This window comes from Brevibacillus sp. NSP2.1, from assembly GCF_000470975.2.
Taxonomy (GTDB): Bacteria; Bacillota; Bacilli; order Brevibacillales; family Brevibacillaceae; genus Brevibacillus; species Brevibacillus agri.
Map to the genome: position 1 here is coordinate 2,844,810 of NZ_CP048274.1, position 19,618 is coordinate 2,864,427.

The 19,618-nt window shown below is 56.3% G+C and carries 1 pseudogene; it reads left to right on the plus strand.

The annotated features are described in order from the left end of the window. Positions 1-60 precede the first annotated feature (60 nt). Positions 61-19,599, plus strand: a pseudogene (gene tycC / locus M655_RS13850) (tyrocidine non-ribosomal peptide synthetase TycC). The last annotated feature ends 19 nt before the right edge of the window (positions 19,600-19,618 follow it).

Below are 19,618 nucleotides of genomic sequence, written 5' to 3' on the forward strand. Positions count from 1 at the left end.
TGCGCTTTGACGGGAGGCCCCCCTCCTTCGAACCGATAAATTACAGAGTTGAGGTGCAAAATGAAAAAGCAGGAAAACATCGCAAAAATATACCCGTTAACCCCGTTGCAAGAGGGGATGTTGTTTCACGCGGTCAAAGACACGGGCAGCAGCGCCTACTGCCTGCAAATGTCGGCGACGATCGAAGGTGATTTTCACCTGCCTCTTTTTGAACAGAGCTTGAACAAGCTCGTGGAAAACTACGAAGTATTGCGCACGGTGTTTGTGTACCAAAACTTGCAGCGGCCCCGCCAGGTTGTGTTGAAAGAGAGAAAGGTTGCCGTTGCTTTCGAAAACATCGCGCATTTGCCAACGTTTGAGCAGAACGAGTACATAACGGCGTACAAAAATCAGCACCATACGTTTGACCTGACAAAAGACAGCCTGATGAAAGCCGCCATTTTTCAAACAGGCGAGAACAAGTACCAGTTTGTCTGGGCGTTCCACCACATTATCGTGGACGGTTGGACATTGGGCGTCCTGCTTCAGAAGCTGCTGGCGTACTACGCAGCCCTGCGCAACGGCGAGCCGATTCCGCGGGAAGCGACGAAGCCGTACAGCGAATATATCAAATGGCTGGATAAGCAAAACAAGGAAGCGGCGCTCACCTATTGGCAAAACTATTTGGCAGGCTACGACCATCAGGCCGATTTTCCGAAAAAGAAGCACAGTGCGGAAGCAGGCCGCTACGACCACGTCGAGTCGATGTTTGCGATCGCTCCCGAGCAGACGCAGCAACTGATGCAGATCGCCAATCAAAACCAGGCGACGATGAGCAGCGTATTCCAGGCACTCTGGAGCATTTTGGCGAGCAAGTACAAAAATGCGGACGATGTCGTTTTCGGCTCGGTCGTCTCCGGCCGTCCGCCGCAAATTCCGGGAATTGAGAGTATGGTGGGCCTGTTCATCAACACGATTCCTACCCGCGTCCAGACGAACAGGCAACAATCGTTCAGCGAGCTGCTCCAAACGGTGCAAAAGCAAGCGTTGGCTTCGGCAGCCTACGATTTCGCGCCGCTGTACGAAATTCAGAGCACGACCGTACTGAAACAAGCGTTGATCGATCATTTGGTCACGTTTGAAAACTACCCGGACCATTCGATGAAACATTTGGAAGATTCGTTAGGGTTCCAGCTCACCGTGGAAAGCGGGGAAGAGCAGACCTCCTACGATTTGAACGTAGTGGTAGCCCTCGCTCCGTCAAACGAGCTGTACGTGAAGCTAAGCTACAATGCCGCCGTCTACGAGCCGTCTTTTGTCAACCGAATCGAGGGGCATTTGAGAACGGTCATCGAGCAGGTGATTCGCAATCCGCACGTGCGGCTGCACGAGATCGGCATCATCACCGAGGAAGAAAAGCAGCAACTGCTCGTCGCCTACAACGACACGGCTGCTGACTACCCGCGGGACAAGACGATTTTTGCATTGATCGCAGAGCAGGCGACCCGGACCCCGACGAAAATCGCGGCTGTATGCGGCGATGACAGCCTGACCTATCAGGAGCTGATGGAGCGCTCGGCCCAGCTTGCCAAAGCTTTGCGCGACAGAGGCATTGGCAGGGGCAGCATCGTTTCGATTATGGCGGAGCATTCGCTGGAGCTGATCGTAGCAATCATGGCGGTCCTGCAATCAGGCGGCGCTTACTTGCCGATTGATCCCGAATATCCGCTCGATCGCATCCAGTATTTGCTCGACGACAGCCAGACGACGATTCTTTTCACCCAGTCGCATCTGCAGCCAAACATCCGGTTTGCAGGCAGCATTCTTTATCTGGACGATCCTTCCTTGTATGCGGGCGACAGCACACCATTCGCAGCCGAGAGCAAGCCCGACGATTTGGCTTACATGATCTACACCTCCGGCTCTACAGGCAACCCAAAAGGGGCGATGATTACCCATCAAGGCTTGGTCAACTACATTTGGTGGGCCAACAAAGTGTACGCTCAGGGGGAAGCCGTGGACTTTCCGCTGTACTCATCCATTTCGTTTGACTTGACTGTCACGTCGATCTTCACGCCGCTTCTATCAGGCAACACGATCTATGTGTACAGAGGGGCAGACAAGGTACAGCTCATTTTGGACATCATCCGCGACAACAAAGTGGGGATCATCAAGCTGACGCCGACGCACCTGAAGCTGATTGAAGACGTAGACGGCAAGGCGAGCAGCATCAGACGGTTCATCGTCGGCGGCGAGAACTTGCCGACAAAGCTGGCGAAGCAAATTTACGACCACTTCGGCCAGGACGTGCAAATTTTCAATGAATACGGACCGACCGAGACGGTTGTCGGCTGCATGATTTATTTGTACGACCCGCAAAAAACGACCCAGGAATCGGTCCCGATCGGGGTTCCGGCAGACAACGTCCAGCTTTATTTGCTCGATGCTTCCATGCAACCGGTGCCCGTCGGCTCGCTGGGCGAAATGTACATATCCGGAGACGGCGTAGCCAAAGGGTATTTCAACAGACCGGAGCTGACCGAGGAAAAATTTATCGACAACCCGTTCCGCCCGGGAACGAAAATGTACCGCACAGGCGACCTGGCAAAATGGCTGCCCGACGGAAACATGGAATACGCAGGAAGAATCGACCACCAGGTAAAAATTCGCGGACACCGGATCGAGATGGGCGAAATCGAAACGCGTCTGACGCAGCACGAGTCGGTCAAGGAAGCGGTCGTGATCGCGGACAAGGACGAGAGCGGCCAAAATGTGCTGTACGCCTATTTCGTTTCCGAGCAAGAGCTGACCGTAGCGGAGCTGAGAACGTTTTTGGGCAGTACGCTTCCTTCTTACATGATTCCTTCCTTCTTTATCCGCCTGGCGGAAATTCCGTTGACAGCGAATGGAAAAGTCGAGCGAAAGAAATTGCCGAAGCCAGACGGCGCAGTCGTTACAGGAACCGCGTATGTCGCTCCGCAAAATGACATCGAGGCAAAGCTGGCGGAAATTTGGCAGCAGGTGCTGGGCATGAGCCAGGTAGGGATTCACGACGATTTCTTTGACCTGGGCGGGCACTCGTTGAAGGCGATGACGGTCATCTCCCAGGTCGCGAAGGCGCTGGAAGTCGATTTGCCTGTCAAAGCTCTGTTCGAACACCCGACCATAGCGGAGCTGGCCCGCTTCCTGTCGCAGTCGGAGAAAAGCAAGCACACTGCGATTCAGCCTGTGGAAGCGCAGGAGTTTTATCCGGTTTCTTCCGCGCAAAAAAGAATGTACATCCTCCAGCAGTTCGAAGGAAGCGGCATCAGCTATAACATTTCGGGCGCCATCCTGTTGGAAGGAAAGCTGGATTACGCCCGGTTTGCCAGCGCGATCCAACAACTGGCAGAGCGCCACGAAGCCTTGCGCACCTCGTTTCACCGCATCGACGGCGAGCCTGTGCAAAAAGTGCATGCAAAGGTAGAAGTGCCACTGTTCATGCTGGAGTCGACCGAGGACAAGGCGGAGAACATCATGCGCGAGTTTGTCCGGCCGTTCGATCTCGGGGTCGCTCCGCTCGTGCGAACAGGCTTGGTCAAGCTGGGGACAGACCGCCACTTGTTCCTGCTCGACATGCATCATATCATTTCCGACGGCGTATCTTCGCAAATATGGCTGCGCGAGTTTGCCGAGCTGTACAAGGGAGCAGAGTTGCCGCCCCTTGCGCTCCAATACAAAGATTTCGCCGCCTGGCAAAACGAGTGGTTCCAGACAGACGCGTACAAGCAGCAGGAGCAGCATTGGCTGAACGCGTTTGCCGATGAAATCCCGCTCCTGAACTTGCCGACGGACTATCCGCGCCCGAGCCTGCAAAGCTTTGAAGGCGACCTCGTCCTGTTTGCCGCCGGAAAAGAGCGGCTGGAGCGGCTGCAACAAGTAGCGGCAGAGACAGGGACCACTCTGTACATGGTTTTGCTCGCCGCGTACAATGTGCTGCTGTCCAAGTACACGGGCCAGGAAGACATCATTGTCGGCACCCCTGTCGCTGGCCGTTCCCATGTGGACGTGGAACAGATCATGGGAATTTTCGTGAATACGTTGGCGATGCGCAACCAGCCGGCCAGCAGCAAAACGTTTGCGCAATTTTTGCAAGAAGTGAAGCGAAATGCGCTCGCGGCCTATGACCATCAAGATTATCCGTTTGAAGAGCTGGTGGAAAAGCTGGCGATCCAGCGGGATATTAGCCGCAATCCGCTGTTTGACACGATGTTTTCTTTGGAAAGCGCGAGCCAGAAGACGCTTGCCATCGACCGACTGACCGTGTCGCCGTATGAGCTGTTCAACAAAATTTCCAAGTTCGATCTCGTGTTGAATGCAAGTGAATCGCCAGCAGACATTCAGTTCCAGCTCACATTCGCCACCAGGCTGTTCAAGAAAGAAACGGTGCAAAGAATGGCCGAGCATTACCTGGAAATTTTGCGTGCGATCAGCGAGCGGCCGACAGTCAAACTGGCGGACATCGACATGATGACGGAAGCAGAAAAACGCGCCCTCCTCCTGAACGTGAACGATACGTTTGTGGAGCGCACTACCGCTATGGCCTTGCATCAATTCGTGGAGGAGCAGGCGGCACGCACGCCGGATGAAGTGGCTGTCGCGTATGAAGGGCACGCCTTAACCTACCGCGAGCTGAACGCCCGGGCGAATCAACTGGCTCGCTTGCTGCGCAGTCAGGGAACCCGTCCGGGTACATTGATCGGTATTATGGTAGACCGCTCGCCGGGGATGGTCGTCGGGATGCTGGCCGTGCTCAAAGCTGGCGGCGCGTACACGCCAATCGACCCGAGCTATCCGGCAGAACGAATCCGCTACATGCTCCGCGACAGCGAGGCGCCGATCTTGCTGACGCAGCGCCATTTGCAGGAGACGGTAGCTTATGCAGGGGCGATCATCGACGTAGACGAAGAAGCGATTTACACAGGAGACGACACGAATCTGGACAACGTCGCTGGCCAAGACGACCTGGCCTATGTGATCTACACGTCAGGATCGACGGGAAATCCGAAGGGAGTCATGATCTCGCACCAGGCGATCTGCAATCACATGCTGTGGATGAGAGAGACGTTCCCGTTGACGACGGAGGATGCCGTCCTGCAAAAAACGCCGTTCAGCTTCGACGCTTCTGTATGGGAATTTTACTTGCCGCTGATGACGGGAGCGCGGCTGGTCCTGGCGAAGCCGGACGGGCATCGCGACATCGCGTACATGACTCGCCTGATTTGCGAACAAAACATTACGACTTTGCAGATGGTCCCGTCCTTGCTCGATCTGGTCATGACCGACCCGGGTTGGAGCGCATGCACGAGCTTGCAACGGGTGTTCTGCGGCGGCGAAGCGTTGACACCTGCTCTCGTCTCGCGTTTTTACGAGACGCAACAAGCCCGGTTGATTAACTTGTACGGCCCTACAGAAGCCACGATTGACGCGACCTACTGGCTTTGCCCGCGCCAGCAGGAATACAGCGTCATTCCGATCGGCAAACCGATTGACAACGTCCGCCTGTACGTCGTCAATGCGAGCAACCAGCTTCAGCCTGTAGGCGTTGCCGGGGAGCTGTGCATTGCCGGAGACGGTTTGGCCCGCGGCTATTGGCAGCGCGAGGAGCTGACGCAAGCAAGCTTTGTCGACAACCCGTTCGAGCCGGGCGGCAGGATGTATCGCACTGGCGACATGGTCCGCTATTTGCCAGACGGCGAGATCGAGTATGTGGGCCGCATCGATCATCAAGTAAAAATCAGAGGCCACCGCATCGAGCTGGGGGAAATCGAAGCCAAGCTTTTGCAGCATGAAGCGGTCAAAGCAGCCGTTGTCATCGCCCGCCAGGATGGCAACGGGCAAAACAGCCTGTCCGCCTATGTCGTGGCAAAGCAGGACATTCAAACAGCGGAGCTGAGAACGTACCTGTCTGCCGCATTGCCAGCCTACATGGTTCCGTCCGCGTTTGTTTTCTTGGAGCAGTTGCCGCTGTCGGCGAATGGCAAAGTGGATCGCCAAGCATTGCCGCAGCCGGAGGACGCAGCGGCAGCGGATTCGATGTATGTAGCGCCACGCAACGAACTCGAAGCGAAGCTCGCACAGATGTGGGAAAGTGTGCTTGGCGTGGAGCGGATCGGGGTTCACGATCATTTCTTTGAGCTGGGCGGCCATTCCTTGAAGGCGATGAACGTCATTGCTTTGATTCAGCGCACCTTCCAGGCGGAAGTATCGTTGAAAGCGTTGTTTGAATCGCCGACGATCGCCAGCTTTGCCCCCATCGTCGCTGCCGCCAGCAAAGGCGCGTACACCGCGATCCAGCCTGTCGAAAAACAGGAGTATTACCCCGTGTCCGCCGCACAGAAGAGAATGTATATTCTCCAGCAAATGGAAGGGGCAGGCATCAGCTACAACATGCCTGGTTTCCTGTACCTCGATGGCAAGCTGGATACAGAGCGGCTGCAGCAAGCGCTCAACCGTCTGGTGCAGCGCCACGAATCTTTGCGCACCTCGTTCCACTCCGTGCAAGGCGAGACTGTCCAGCGCGTGCACGAGGATGTCGAGCTTGCGATCTCGTTTGGCGAAGCGACGGAGGCAGAGATCCGGCAAATAGCCGAGCGGTTTATCCAGCCGTTCGATCTGGGAACAGCCCCGCTTTTGCGTGCCGGACTCATCAAGCTGGCGCCGGAACGCCACCTGTTCATGCTCGATTTGCACCACATCGTCGCAGATGGCGTCTCCATCGGGCTGCTCATCCAGGAATTTGCCCGGCTTTATCGCGGCGAAGAGTTGCCTGAACTGCGCATTCAGTACAAAGATTTTGCCAAGTGGCAGAATGACTGGTTCCAGACCGATGAGTTTGCCGCGCAGGAAGCTTACTGGATCGACCGTTTTGCGGAGGACATCCCTGTCCTGAACCTGCCGACGGACTACCCGCGGCCGTCGGTCAAAAGCTTTGCGGGAGATCGCTTCGTCTTTGGCTCCGGCACCGCTTTGCAAAAAGAACTGCACCAGCTCGCGCACAAGACAGGGACGACGCTCTACATGGTGTTGCTTGCGGCGTACAATGTGCTGTTGTCCAAGTACTCCGGGCAAGAGGACATCGTCGTCGGCGCTCCTACTGCCGGCAGGTCGCATGCAGAGACAAAATCCATCGTCGGGATGTTTGTCAACACACTCGCCTTGCGCAACGAGCCAGCCGGGGACAAAGCCTTCCACAGCTTTTTGGCCGAAGTGAAAACGAACACGCTAAAAGCGTTTGAGCATCAGGACTATCCGCTCGACGAGCTTGTCGACAAGTTGAACATTCAGCGGGATTTGAGCCGCAATCCGTTGTTCGACACCGTCTTTATTTTGCAAAACATGGAGCAAAAGCCGTTTGCAATGGAGCGACTGACTGTGACGCCATTTGCGGCAGAGGTGAAGCAGGCCAAGTTTGACCTGTCGCTCGAGGCGTACGAGGAAAACGCGGAGATCGTCTTTAGCCTGGACTACTGCACCAAGCTGTTTTCGCGCGAGACGATGAAAAACGTAGCGGCGCATTTCCTGCAAATCTTGCGGGTCGTCGCCGCGAACCCCGAGGTGCTGCTGTCCGAGATCGCCATGCTGACCGCAGAGGAAAAGCAACGCTTGCTGGTCGACTTCAACGACACGCACAAGGATTTTCCGCAAGACAAAACGCTTTCGGCGCTGTTCGAAGAGCAAGCAGAAAAAACGCCGCAGGCGACAGCCGTTGAGATCGGCGAGCAGCAGTTGTCCTATCGGGAGTTAAACGAGCGGGCCAACCAGCTTGCCGCCACGTTACGCGAGCGGGGCGTAAAGCCTGACCAAACCGTAGGGATTATGGTCAACCGCTCTGTGGAGATGGCTGTCGGCATCCTCGCTATTTTGAAAGCAGGCGGAGCCTATGTGCCGATCGACCCGGAATATCCGGAGGAACGCATCGCCTACATGCTCGCGGATTGCGAAGCCCGGCTGGTGCTTGCGCAAAAGCATCTGGGACCGAAGCTCGGCTCCGGGGTGAGCGCGGAATGCCTGTACGTGGACGACGAGAGCGTCTATTCGGCGCAGCGCGCGAATTTGCAGCCGATCCATACCGCTTCCGACCTGGCTTACATCATCTATACATCAGGTACGACCGGGAAGCCAAAAGGGGTCATGGTCGAGCATCGCGGCATTGTCAACAGCGTGTTATGGAAAAAAGCGGAATACAAGCTGACCGTTGGCGACAGAAGCTTGCTGTCTCTGTCGTTTGCCTTCGATGCCTTCGTGCTGTCGTTCTTTGCGCCTGTTCTGTCCGGAGCAACCGTCGTACTGGCGCAAGAGGAAGAAGCCAAAGACCCTGTCGCGCTGAAAAAGCGCATCGCCGCTTCGCGCTGCACCCTGATGACAGGGGTGTCGAGCTTGTTCCAGGCTATTTTGGAATGCAGTACGTCGGCGGATCTCCGTCCGCTGCAAACCGTCACGCTCGGGGGAGAAAAAATCACGGCTCCGCTCGTTGAAAAGAGCAAGCAGTTGAATCCCGATCTCGTTATCGTCAACGAGTACGGTCCGACGGAAAGCAGTGTCGTCGCTACCTCGCTGCGCATAGTCGATACGGATGCCGCGATCACGATCGGGCGGCCGATCGCCAACACCAGCCTGTACATCGTCGACAAATTCCACCAGCTACAGCCCATCGGTGTGATCGGGGAAATTTGCATCGGCGGCCTCGGCTTGGCGCGGGGCTATTGGAACAAGCCGACGCTCACGGACGAGAAGTTCGTTCCGCATCCGTTTGCGGCAGGCGAGCGCATGTACAAGACGGGTGATCTCGGCAAATGGCTCCCGGACGGCTTGATTGAATTTGTCGGTCGCATCGACGAACAGGTCAAAGTAAGAGGCTATCGGATTGAAATCGGCGAGATCGAGTCGGTTCTGCTCGCGGTAGAAAAGCTGACAGCGGCTGTTGTGGTCGTCCACGAAGATCAGCTCGGTCAGCCGTCTCTGGCTGCGTATTTTACTGCCACAGAAAAGCTCGAGGTCGCCAAGCTGTGGTCGCTTCTGGCGCAAAGACTGCCGTCGTACATGATTCCCGCCTATTTTGTGCAGCTCGATCAGCTTCCGCTTACGCCAAACGGCAAAATCGACAAGAAAGCGTTGCCGAAGCCGGAGGGCAAGCCCGTAACCGGAGCGGAATACGCAGCGCCAACGAATGCTGTGGAACGAAAGCTGGCCGAGATTTGGGAGCGCGTGCTGGGGATGAGCGGCATCGGCATTCTCGACAACTTTTTCCAGCTCGGCGGCCATTCCTTGAAAGCGATGGCTGTCGCTGCACAGGTGCATCGCGAGTATCAGGTTGAGCTTCCGCTGAAAGTGCTCTTTGCGCAGCCTACGATCAAGGAGTTGGCCCAGTATGTCGCGACGAGCGGAAAAGAGGCGTATGTGCCGATCCAGCCTGCCCCGTTGCAGGAGTATTATCCCGTTTCGTCCGCGCAAAAGAGGATGTACGTCCTGCGCCAGTTTGCGGACACGGGCACGGTCTATAACATGCCGAGCGCGTTGTACATCGAAGGCGATCTGGACGTCGAGCGGTTTGCGGCTGCCATTGACAGGCTGGTCGAGCGGCACGAGTCGCTTCGCACCTCTTTTCACACCGTAAATGGTGAGCCTGTCCAGCGCGTACACGAACATGTCGAGCTGCATGTGCAGTACGGCGAATTGACGGAAGAGCAAGTGGCGCCAACTGTCGCATCGTTTGTGCAACCGTTTGACCTGGCGAAAGCGCCGCTATGGCGGGTCGGACTTTTCAAGCTGGAGGCAAAACGGCATCTGTTCCTGATGGATATGCATCACATCATCTCGGACGGCGTCTCGGCCGGGATCATCGTGGAGGAGTTCTCGAAGCTGTATCGAGGCGAAGCGTTGCCGGCGCTCTCTGTGCATTACAAAGATTTCGCCCTCTGGCAGTCGGAGCTGTTCCAAACCGACGTGTACAGGAAGCACGAGGACTACTGGCTCCACGCGTTTTCCGGCGACATCCCGGTGCTCGATTTGCCAGCCGACTTTTCCCGTCCATTGGCCCAAAGCTTTGAGGGGGATTGCGTTTCGTTCCAGGCAGACAAACCACTGATGGACGCATTATCCAAGCTTGCCCAGGAGAACCAGTCCACGTTGTTCATGGTGTTGCTGGCCGCTTACAACGTGCTGCTGGCCAAGTACAGCGGACAAGAAGACATCGTCGTCGGAACGCCGATTGCGGGCAGATCGCACGCCGACGTCGAGAACGTTCTGGGGATGTTTGTCAATACGCTCGCGTTGCGAAACTACCCGGCCAAAGCGAAACAATTCCAGGCATTTCTGGAAGAGGTCAAACAAAATACGCTGCAAGCGTATGCGCATCAAGACTATCCGTTCGAAGCGCTGGTCGAAAAGCTGGACATCCAGCGCGATCCGAGCCGCAATCCGCTGTTTGACACCATGTTTATTTTGCAAAACCTGGACCAAAAAGCGTACGAGCTGGATGGGCTGAAACTGGAAGCATACCCTGCCGAGGCAGGCAACGCGAAATTCGATCTCACGCTGGAAGCGCACGAGGACGAGGCAGGCATTCATTTTGCGCTCGTCTACTCGACAAAACTGTTCCGCCGGGAATCCATCGAAAGAATGGCGGGGCATTTCCTGCAAGTGCTGCGCGAAGTCGTTGCCGATCAAACCGTTGCCTTGCAGGAGATCAGCCTGCTCTGCGAGGAAGAGCGGCGGCTTGTCACGGTTGATTTTAACAACACGTTTGCCGACTATCCGCGCGATTGCACGATTCAGGAGCTGTTCGAGCAGCAGGCGGCAAAAACGCCCGAGCATGCTGCCGTCGTGATGGACGGAAAAAGGCTGACGTATCGGGAGCTGAACGAAAAAGCAAACCAGATCGCCCATGTCCTTCGTCGACACGGCGTCGAAAAAGACGGCATCGTCGGTCTGCTCGCCGATCGTTCGCCGGAGATGATTGCAGGCATCTTGGGGATTCTCAAAGCGGGCGGCGCCTATTTGGGCCTGGACCCGGAACATCCGTCAGAACGCCTTTCCTACATGCTCGAAGATGGCGGCGTGAAGGTAGTCCTTGTGCAGAGACACTTGTTGCCGCTCGTAAGCGAAGGTTTAATTCCGATCGTGTTGGAAGCGGCGAGTCTGGATCAGGAGGACTCCGGCAATCCGGCGATTGTCAACGGAGCGCGGGACCTGGCTTACGTGATGTACACCTCAGGCTCGACAGGCAAGCCAAAAGGCGTCATGGTCGAACACCGCAACGTCACCCGACTGGTCATGCATACGAATTACGTGCAAGTCCGCGAAACCGACCGGATGGTGCAAACGGGCGCGATTGGCTTCGACGCCATGACGTTTGAGATTTTCGGCGCTTTGCTGCACGGGGCGAGCCTGTATGTGGTGCGCAAGGACGTCCTTTTGGATGCCGAGAAGCTGGGCAGCTTCCTGCGGGCGAACCAGATTACGACCATGTGGCTGACATCGCCGCTCTTTAACCAGCTCTCGCAAGAAAACCCGGCGATGTTTGACAGCTTGCGCGCCTTGATCGTCGGCGGCGAAGCGCTGTCGCCTGCACACATCAACCGGGTAAAAAGCGCCCTGCCCGACCTGGAAATCTGGAACGGGTATGGCCCGACCGAAAACACGACCTTCTCGACGTGCTATTTGATCGAGAAGCATTTTGCCGAGCAGATTCCGATTGGCAAGCCAATTGCAAACTCCACCGCGTACATCGTCGACGGCAACAATCAGCCGCAGCCGATTGGCGTGCCGGGCGAATTGTGCGTCGGCGGCGATGGGGTCGCACGAGGCTATTTGAACAAGCCGGACTTAACCGCGGAGAAGTTTGTCCCTAATCCGTTTGCGCCTGGCGAAACGATGTACCGCACGGGAGATTTGGCGAGGTGGCTGGCAAACGGGACGATTGAGTATTTGGGCCGGATCGACCAGCAAGTCAAAATTCGCGGATACCGGATTGAGCTTGGGGAGATCGAGACGGTACTGTCCCAGCAGGACAACGTAAAAGAAGCAGTCGTGGCCGTGATCGAGGAAGCGAACGGGCAAAAAGCGCTCTGCGCCTACTTCGTTCCGGAACAGGCAGTCGACGCCACCGAGCTGAGAGACGCGCTGTCCAAACAATTGCCTGGCTACATGGTTCCTGCCTACTATGTGCAAATGGAAAAGCTGCCGTTGACCGCAAATGGAAAGGTCGATCGCCGGGCACTGCCGCAGCCATCTGGCGAACGGACGGCAGGAAGCGCCTTTGTCGCTCCGCAAACGGAAACCGAAGCGAAGCTGGCGCAGATTTGGCAGACGGTTTTGGGGCTTCCAGCCATCGGTATTCACGACAACTTTTTTGAAATCGGCGGTCATTCCTTGAAGGCGATGAACGTCATCACGCAAGTCCATAAAACATTCCAGGTAGAGCTGCCGCTACAAGCGCTGTTTGCCTCTCCGACGATCCATGAGTTGGCGGCCTATATTGCCGAGAGTGCCTTCGAGCAGTTCGAAACGATCCCGCCGACAGAGCCAGCCGCGTATTATCCGGTGTCGTTTGCGCAAAAACGAATGTACATCCTGCATCAGTTCGAAGGAAGCGGGATCAGCTAGTGTACATCCCCTTCAATTTCCACTAAGCTTTCGAACATGTACATCCTGCATCAGTTCGAAGGAAGCGGGATCAGCTACAACGTGCCGAACGTGCTGGTGCTGGAAGGCAAGCTGGATTACGACCGCTTTGCCGCTGCCATCCAGAGCCTGGTCAAGCGGCATGAAGCTTTGCGCACTTCGTTCCATTCGGTAAACGGGGAGCCGCTGCAACGAGTCCATGCCGAGGTCGAGCTGCCAATCCGCATGATCGAGGCGACAGACGAGCAGGCAGAAGCGCTCGTGCAAGAGTTGATCCAGCCATTTGATCTTGCGACTGCCCCGTTGTTCAGGGTGAACCTGATAAAGCTTGGCGCAGAGCGGCACTTGTTCTTCATGGATATGCACCACATTATTTCCGATGGCGTATCGCTTGCGGTCATCGTCGAGGAAATCGCCAGTTTATACGAAGGAAAGCAGCTTTCTGACCTGCGCATCCAGTACAAAGATTTTGCCGTGTGGCAAACGAAGCTGGCCCAGTCTGAACGCTTCCAAAAGCAGGAGGAATTTTGGACCCGGACGTTTGCCGACGAGATTCCGTTATTAAATCTGCCTGCTGACTACCCAAGACCTTCCGTGCAGAGCTTTGACGGCGACACGGTAGCGCTTGGCACGGGACAACACCTGCTGGAACAACTGCGTCAGCTCGCTAGCGATACCGGTACGACTTTGTTCATGGTGCTCCTGGCTTCGTACCATGTGCTGCTCTCCAAGTACGCAGGCCAGGAAGAGATCGTCATCGGCACACCGATTGCAGGCCGCTCGCACGCAGATGTAGAGCGCATCGTCGGGATGTTTGTCAACACGCTCGCCTTAAAAAATACGGCGGCAGGCAGCCTGAGCTTCCGCGCGTTTTTGGCGGACGTGAAGCAAAATGCGCTCCATGCCTTCGAGCATCAAGACTATCCGTTCGAGCACCTGGTCGAGAAGCTGCAAGTGCGGCGCGATCTGAGCCGAAACCCGCTGTTTGACACGATGTTCAGCCTCGGGCTTGCCGACGCAGCCGCAGGGCAAGTAGCGGGACTGAAGCTGTCGCCGTACCCGGTGAACGGCCATATCGCCAAATTCGACCTTTCGCTGGATGCGATGGAAAAACGAGATGAGCTGCTGGTCCAATTCAGCTATTGCACGAAGTTGTTTGCCAAAGAAACGATCGATCGGCTGGCGACCCACTTCGTCCAGCTTTTGCAGACGATCACCGCCGATCCCGACATCAAGCTGGCCGAGATCAGCGTGCTGTCCCAGGCGGAGACGGAGCGCATGCTGGAGGGCTTCCTCGCAACGAAGAGAGCTTATCCAACGGACAAAACGTTCCAGATGCTGTTCGAGGAGCAAGCGGAAAAAACACCGTACCAGATTGCGGTCGTGTGCGAAAACGAACAACTGACCTATCGCGAGTTGAATGCAAAAGCAAACCGGCTCGCCCGCGTCCTGCGGCGAAAAGGCGTCAAGCCGGAGAGCACCGTCGGCATCCTCGTAGACCGCTCGCCCTACATGGTCATCGGCATGCTGGCCGTTTTGAAAGCAGGCGGGGCATTCGTCCCGATTGATCCGGACTATCCGCTGGAGCGCCAAGCGTTCATGCTCGAAGACAGCGAGGCGAAGCTGCTGCTCACTTTGCAAAAAATGAACAGCCAAGTTGCCTTCCCTTATGAAACCATTTATCTGGATACAGAGAGAGTGGACCAGGAGGAAGCAGACAATCTGGAGCACGTTGCGCGTCCAGAGCACGCAGCATACATCATTTACACTTCCGGTACGACAGGCAAGCCAAAAGGGGTCGTCATCGAGCATCGCAGCTATGCCAATGTCGCATTTGCCTGGAAGGACGAGTATCACCTGGACAGCTTCCCGGTACGGTTGCTGCAAATGGCGAGCTTCGCCTTTGACGTCTCGACGGGCGATTTTGCCCGGGCACTGCTGACAGGCGGGCAGCTCGTCATCTGCCCGAACGAGGTCAAGATGGACCCTGCTTCGCTGTACGAGATTATCAGGCGCCACGAAATCACTATTTTCGAAGCGACACCCGCCCTGATTATGCCGTTGATGCACTACATTTACGAAAACAAGCTGGACATCAGCCAGATGAAGCTGTTGATTCTCGGAGCGGACAGTTGTCCGGCAGAAGACTTCAAAACGTTGCTTGCGCGCTTCGGCCACACGATGCGCATTATCAACAGCTACGGCGTGACAGAGGCGTGCATCGACACCAGCTACTACGAAGAAACAGACGTCACCGCCATCCGCTCGGGAACGGTGCCGATCGGAAAACCGCTTCCGAACATGACGATGTACGTAGTCGATGCGCATTTGAATTTGCAGCCTGTCGGGGTCGTGGGCGAATTGTGCATCGGCGGAGCGGGCGTGGCGCGCGGCTACTTGAACAGGCCGGAGTTGACGCAAGAAAAGTTCGTGCCGAACCCGTTTGCCCCAGGTGAACGACTGTACCGCACAGGTGATCTCGCGAAGTGGCGCGCAGACGGCCATGTCGAGTTCCTCGGACGCAATGACCACCAGGTAAAAATCAGGGGCGTCCGCATCGAGCTGGGCGAAATAGAGACACAACTGCGCAAGCTGGGCGGAATCGCGGAAGCAGTCGTGGTCGCAAGAGAAGACCACAGGCAGGAAAAGGAATTATGCGCATACGTCGTGACGGACCATGCGCTTGACGCCGCAGAGTTACGGGCGAATTTGCTGAAGGAGCTGCCGCAAGCGATGATTCCATCGTATTTCGTAACCTTGGACGCGCTGCCGCTAACTGCCAATGGCAAAGTTGACAGACGCTCCTTGCCAGCGCCGGATGTCACCATGCTGCGAACGACCGAATACGTCTCGCCGCGCTCTGTATGGGAAGACCGACTGGCCCGCGTATGGGAGCAGGTGCTAAACGTTCCGCAAGTGGGCGTGCAAGACGACTTTTTTGCGCTCGGCGGCCACTCCCTGCGTGCCATGCGGGTGATAGCGAGCATGCACAACGAATACCAGGTCGATATTCCGCTCCGCATCTTGTTCGAGAAACCGACGATTCAGGAATTGGCGGCGTTCATCGAAGAGACTGCCGAAGGGAACGTTTTCTCGATCGAGCCAGCGCAACAGCAAGCGTACTACCCGGTTTCTTCGGCGCAAAAGCGCATGTACATTCTCGATCAATTTGAAGGAGTCGGCATCAGCTACAACATGCCGTCGACCATGCTGATCGAAGGCAAGCTGGACCGAACACGGGTGGAAGCGGCGTTCCAGCGCCTGATTGCGCGCCATGACAGCTTGCGCACTTCGTTTGCCGTCGTCAACGGAGAGCCTGTGCAACACATTCACGCGGACGTTCCTTTTGCGCTTGCCTATTCGGAAGTTACGGAAGACGAAGCGCGCGAACTCGTTTCTTCCCTCGTGCAGCCGTTCGATCTCGGGGTCGCACCGCTCATGCGCGTCTCGCTTTTGAAAATCGGCGAGGATCGTCACGTGCTACTCACCGATATGCATCACAGCATTTCCGATGGCGTGTCCTCCGGCATTTTGCTGGCCGAGTGGGTGCGGTTGTATCAGGGTGACGTTTTGCCGGAGCTGCGCATCCAGTACAAAGACTTCTCCGTGTGGCAGCAGGCGTTTTTCCAATCGGCTGCCTTCGAGAAGCAGGAAGCGTACTGGCTCCAGACGTTTGCCGATGAGATTCCCGTGCTGAACATGCCGACGGATTTCGCCCGCCCCGGCACCCAGAGCTTTGACGGGGATCAGTACACGCTTCAAACGGGCAAACCGCTCGCGGAAGGCTTGAACCAACTGGCGCAAGCGACGGGAACGACCTTGTACATGGTTTTGCTCGCCGCGTACAACGTGCTGCTCTCCAAGTATGCGGGGCAGGAGGACATCGTCGTCGGCACGCCGATTACAGGCAGATCCCATGCCGATCTGGAACCGATCGTCGGCATGTTCGTGAACACGTTGGCGATGCGAAACAAGCCGCAGCGCGAAAAAACGTTCAGCGAATTTTTGCAGGAAGTCAAACAAAATGCGCTGGATGCGTACGGCCACCAGGATTACCCGTTTGAAGAGCTGGTGGAAAAGCTCGCGATTGCGCGCGACTTGAGCCGAAATCCGCTGTTTGACACCGTGTTTACGTTCCAAAACAGCACAGAAGAGGTCGTGGCGCTGCCTGAATGCACGCTTACGCCGTTCATGACCGAAGAAACAGGCAAGCACGCGAAGTTCGACCTGACGCTGATCGCCACGGAGGAGAGAGAAGAAATTACGATTGGCGTAGAGTACAGCACAAGCTTGTTCACGCGCGAAACGATCGAACGGCTAAGTCGCCACTTCCTGGCGATTGCCGCGAGCATCGTGCACAATCCGCACATCCGCCTGGGCGATATCGACATGCTCTCGCTTGAAGAAAAACAGCAGATTTTGGCCGGGTTCAACGACACAGCCGTCAACTATGACCTGGACAAAACGCTGCACCAGCTATTCGAAGAGCAGGTCGAGAAGACACCGGATCAAGCCGCGCTTCTCTTTAACGGGCAAACGCTGACCTACCGCGAGCTGAACGAGCGAGCAAACAGACTGGCAAGGGTACTGCGCGCAAAAGGAATCGGGCCGGACCGGCTTGTGGCGATCATGGCGGAGCGTTCACCGGAAATGGTGATCGGCATTCTCGGCATTTTGAAGGCAGGCGGCGCCTACGTGCCGATCGACCCTGGCTATCCGCAGGAACGCATCCAGTACTTGCTAGCAGACAGCCAGGCAGCCTTGCTGCTCAGCCAAGCCCATCTGCTGCCGCTGTTGGCCCGCGTGTCCAACGAGCTGCCGGAGTGCCTTGAGCTGAACGCTGAACAGGATGCCGGGCTTGGCGGAACCAATCTGCCGCCCGTCAACCAGCCGACTGATCTTGCCTATGTCATTTACACGTCCGGTACGACTGGCAAGCCGAAGGGCGTGATGATCCCGCATCGGGGAATCGTCAATTGCTTGCAGTGGAGAAGGGATGAATACGGCTTCGGGCCGCGCGACAGAGCCTTGCAAGTATTCTCTTTTGCCTTCGACGGCTTTGTCGCCAGCTTGTTCGCTCCGCTTCTCGGTGGAGCAACGTGCGTGCTGCCGCGAGAGGAAGAAGCCAAAGACCCGGTCGCGTTGAAAAAGCTGATCGGCGCAACGGAAGTCACCCACTACTACGGCGTGCCGAGTCTGTTCCAGGCGATTTTCGATTGCTCGGCGGCAACCGACTTCCCGCGCCTGCGCTGCGTCACGCTGGGCGGCGAGAAGCTGCCTGTACAGCTTGTGCAAAAAACAAAAGAAAAGCACCCGGCAATCGAAATCAACAATGAATACGGGCCGACCGAAAACAGCGTCGTGACCACCATCTCCCGTTCGATTGAAGCGGGGCAAGCGATCACGATTGGCCGACCGCTTGCGAACGTACACGTCTACATCGTGGACGACGGGCATCACCTGCAGCCGGTTGGCGTGGTCGGCGAGCTATGCATCGGCGGAGCCGGGCTTGCCCGCGGCTATTGGAACAAGCCGGAGCTGACCGCAGAGAAGTTTGTCGAAAATCCGTTTTGCCCGGGCGAGCGCATGTACAAAACAGGCGACCTGGTGAAATGGCGGCCAGACGGCACGATTGAATACATCGGCCGTGCAGACGAACAGGTCAAGGTGCGAGGGTATCGCATCGAAATCGGGGAGATCGAGAGTGCCGTCCTCGCTTACCAAGGCATCGATCAAGCAGTCGTCGTCGCCCGTGACGATGACGCCGCTTATGGCCCATACCTTTGCGCCTATGTCGTCGCCGCAGCAGAAGTGTCCGTATCCGGCTTGCGAAGCCATCTGGCCAAAGAGCTGCCTGCTTACATGGTGCCGAGCTATTTCGTCCAACTGGAGCAACTGCCGCACTCCGCAAACGGAAAAGTAGATCGCAAAGCATTGCCGAAACCGCAACAGTCGGATGCGACTACACGCGAGTACGTGGCGCCGAAAAATGCGACCGAACAGCAACTGGCATCCATTTGGCAAGAAGTATTGGGCGTAGAGCCAATCGGCATCACGGACGATTTCTTTGAACTGGGCGGCCATTCCTTAAAAGCTACGCTGTTGATTGCCAAAGTGTATGCGTACATGCAGATCGAGCTGCCGCTGAACCTCATCTTCCAACATCCGACGGTAGAAAAGGTAGCCGATTTCATCACGCACAAACGCTTTGAAACGCGGTACGGCAAAGCCATTTTGTTGAATGAGCAAACGGGCAGAAACGTCTTCTGCTTCACGCCAATCGGGGCCCAGAGCGTGTATTACCAGAAGCTTGCCGCAGAAATTCAGGGTGTCTCCCTGTACAGCTTTGATTTCATCCAGGAAGACGACCGGATGGAGCAGTATATCGAGGCGATCACCGCGATTGATCCAGACGGGCCGTACACGCTCATGGGCTATTCCTCCGGAGGCAATCTGGCCTTTGAGCTTGCAAAAGAACTGGAGAAACGCGGCCATGTCGTAACCGACCTCATCCTGTTCGACTCGTACTGGAAAGACAAGGTGATCGAGCGGACTGTCGCGGAAACGGAAAACGACATTGCCCAGTTGTTCGCTGAGATCGGCGAAAACACCGAGATGTTCAACATGACCGAAGAAGATTTCCAACTGTACGCGGCCAACGAGTTTGTGAAGCAAAGTTTCGTCCGCAAAACGGTCAGCTATGTCATGTTCCATAACGAACTGGTGAACACCGGAATGACGAATGCCGCGATCCACCTCATCCAATCGGAGCTGGAGGCGGACGAGGACGCTCCGGTGGCAGCCGAATGGAACGAAGCTGCCTGGGCAAAAGCGACGAAACGGCTGATGACGTACAACGGGTACGGCATCCACGCGCATATGTTGGCAGGCCGCTACGTGTCGCAAAATGCCGCGATCTTCCAAAACATCCTGCAGGAACTGTTCATCCTGAAATAAGACGGCAACCGAGTGAGGA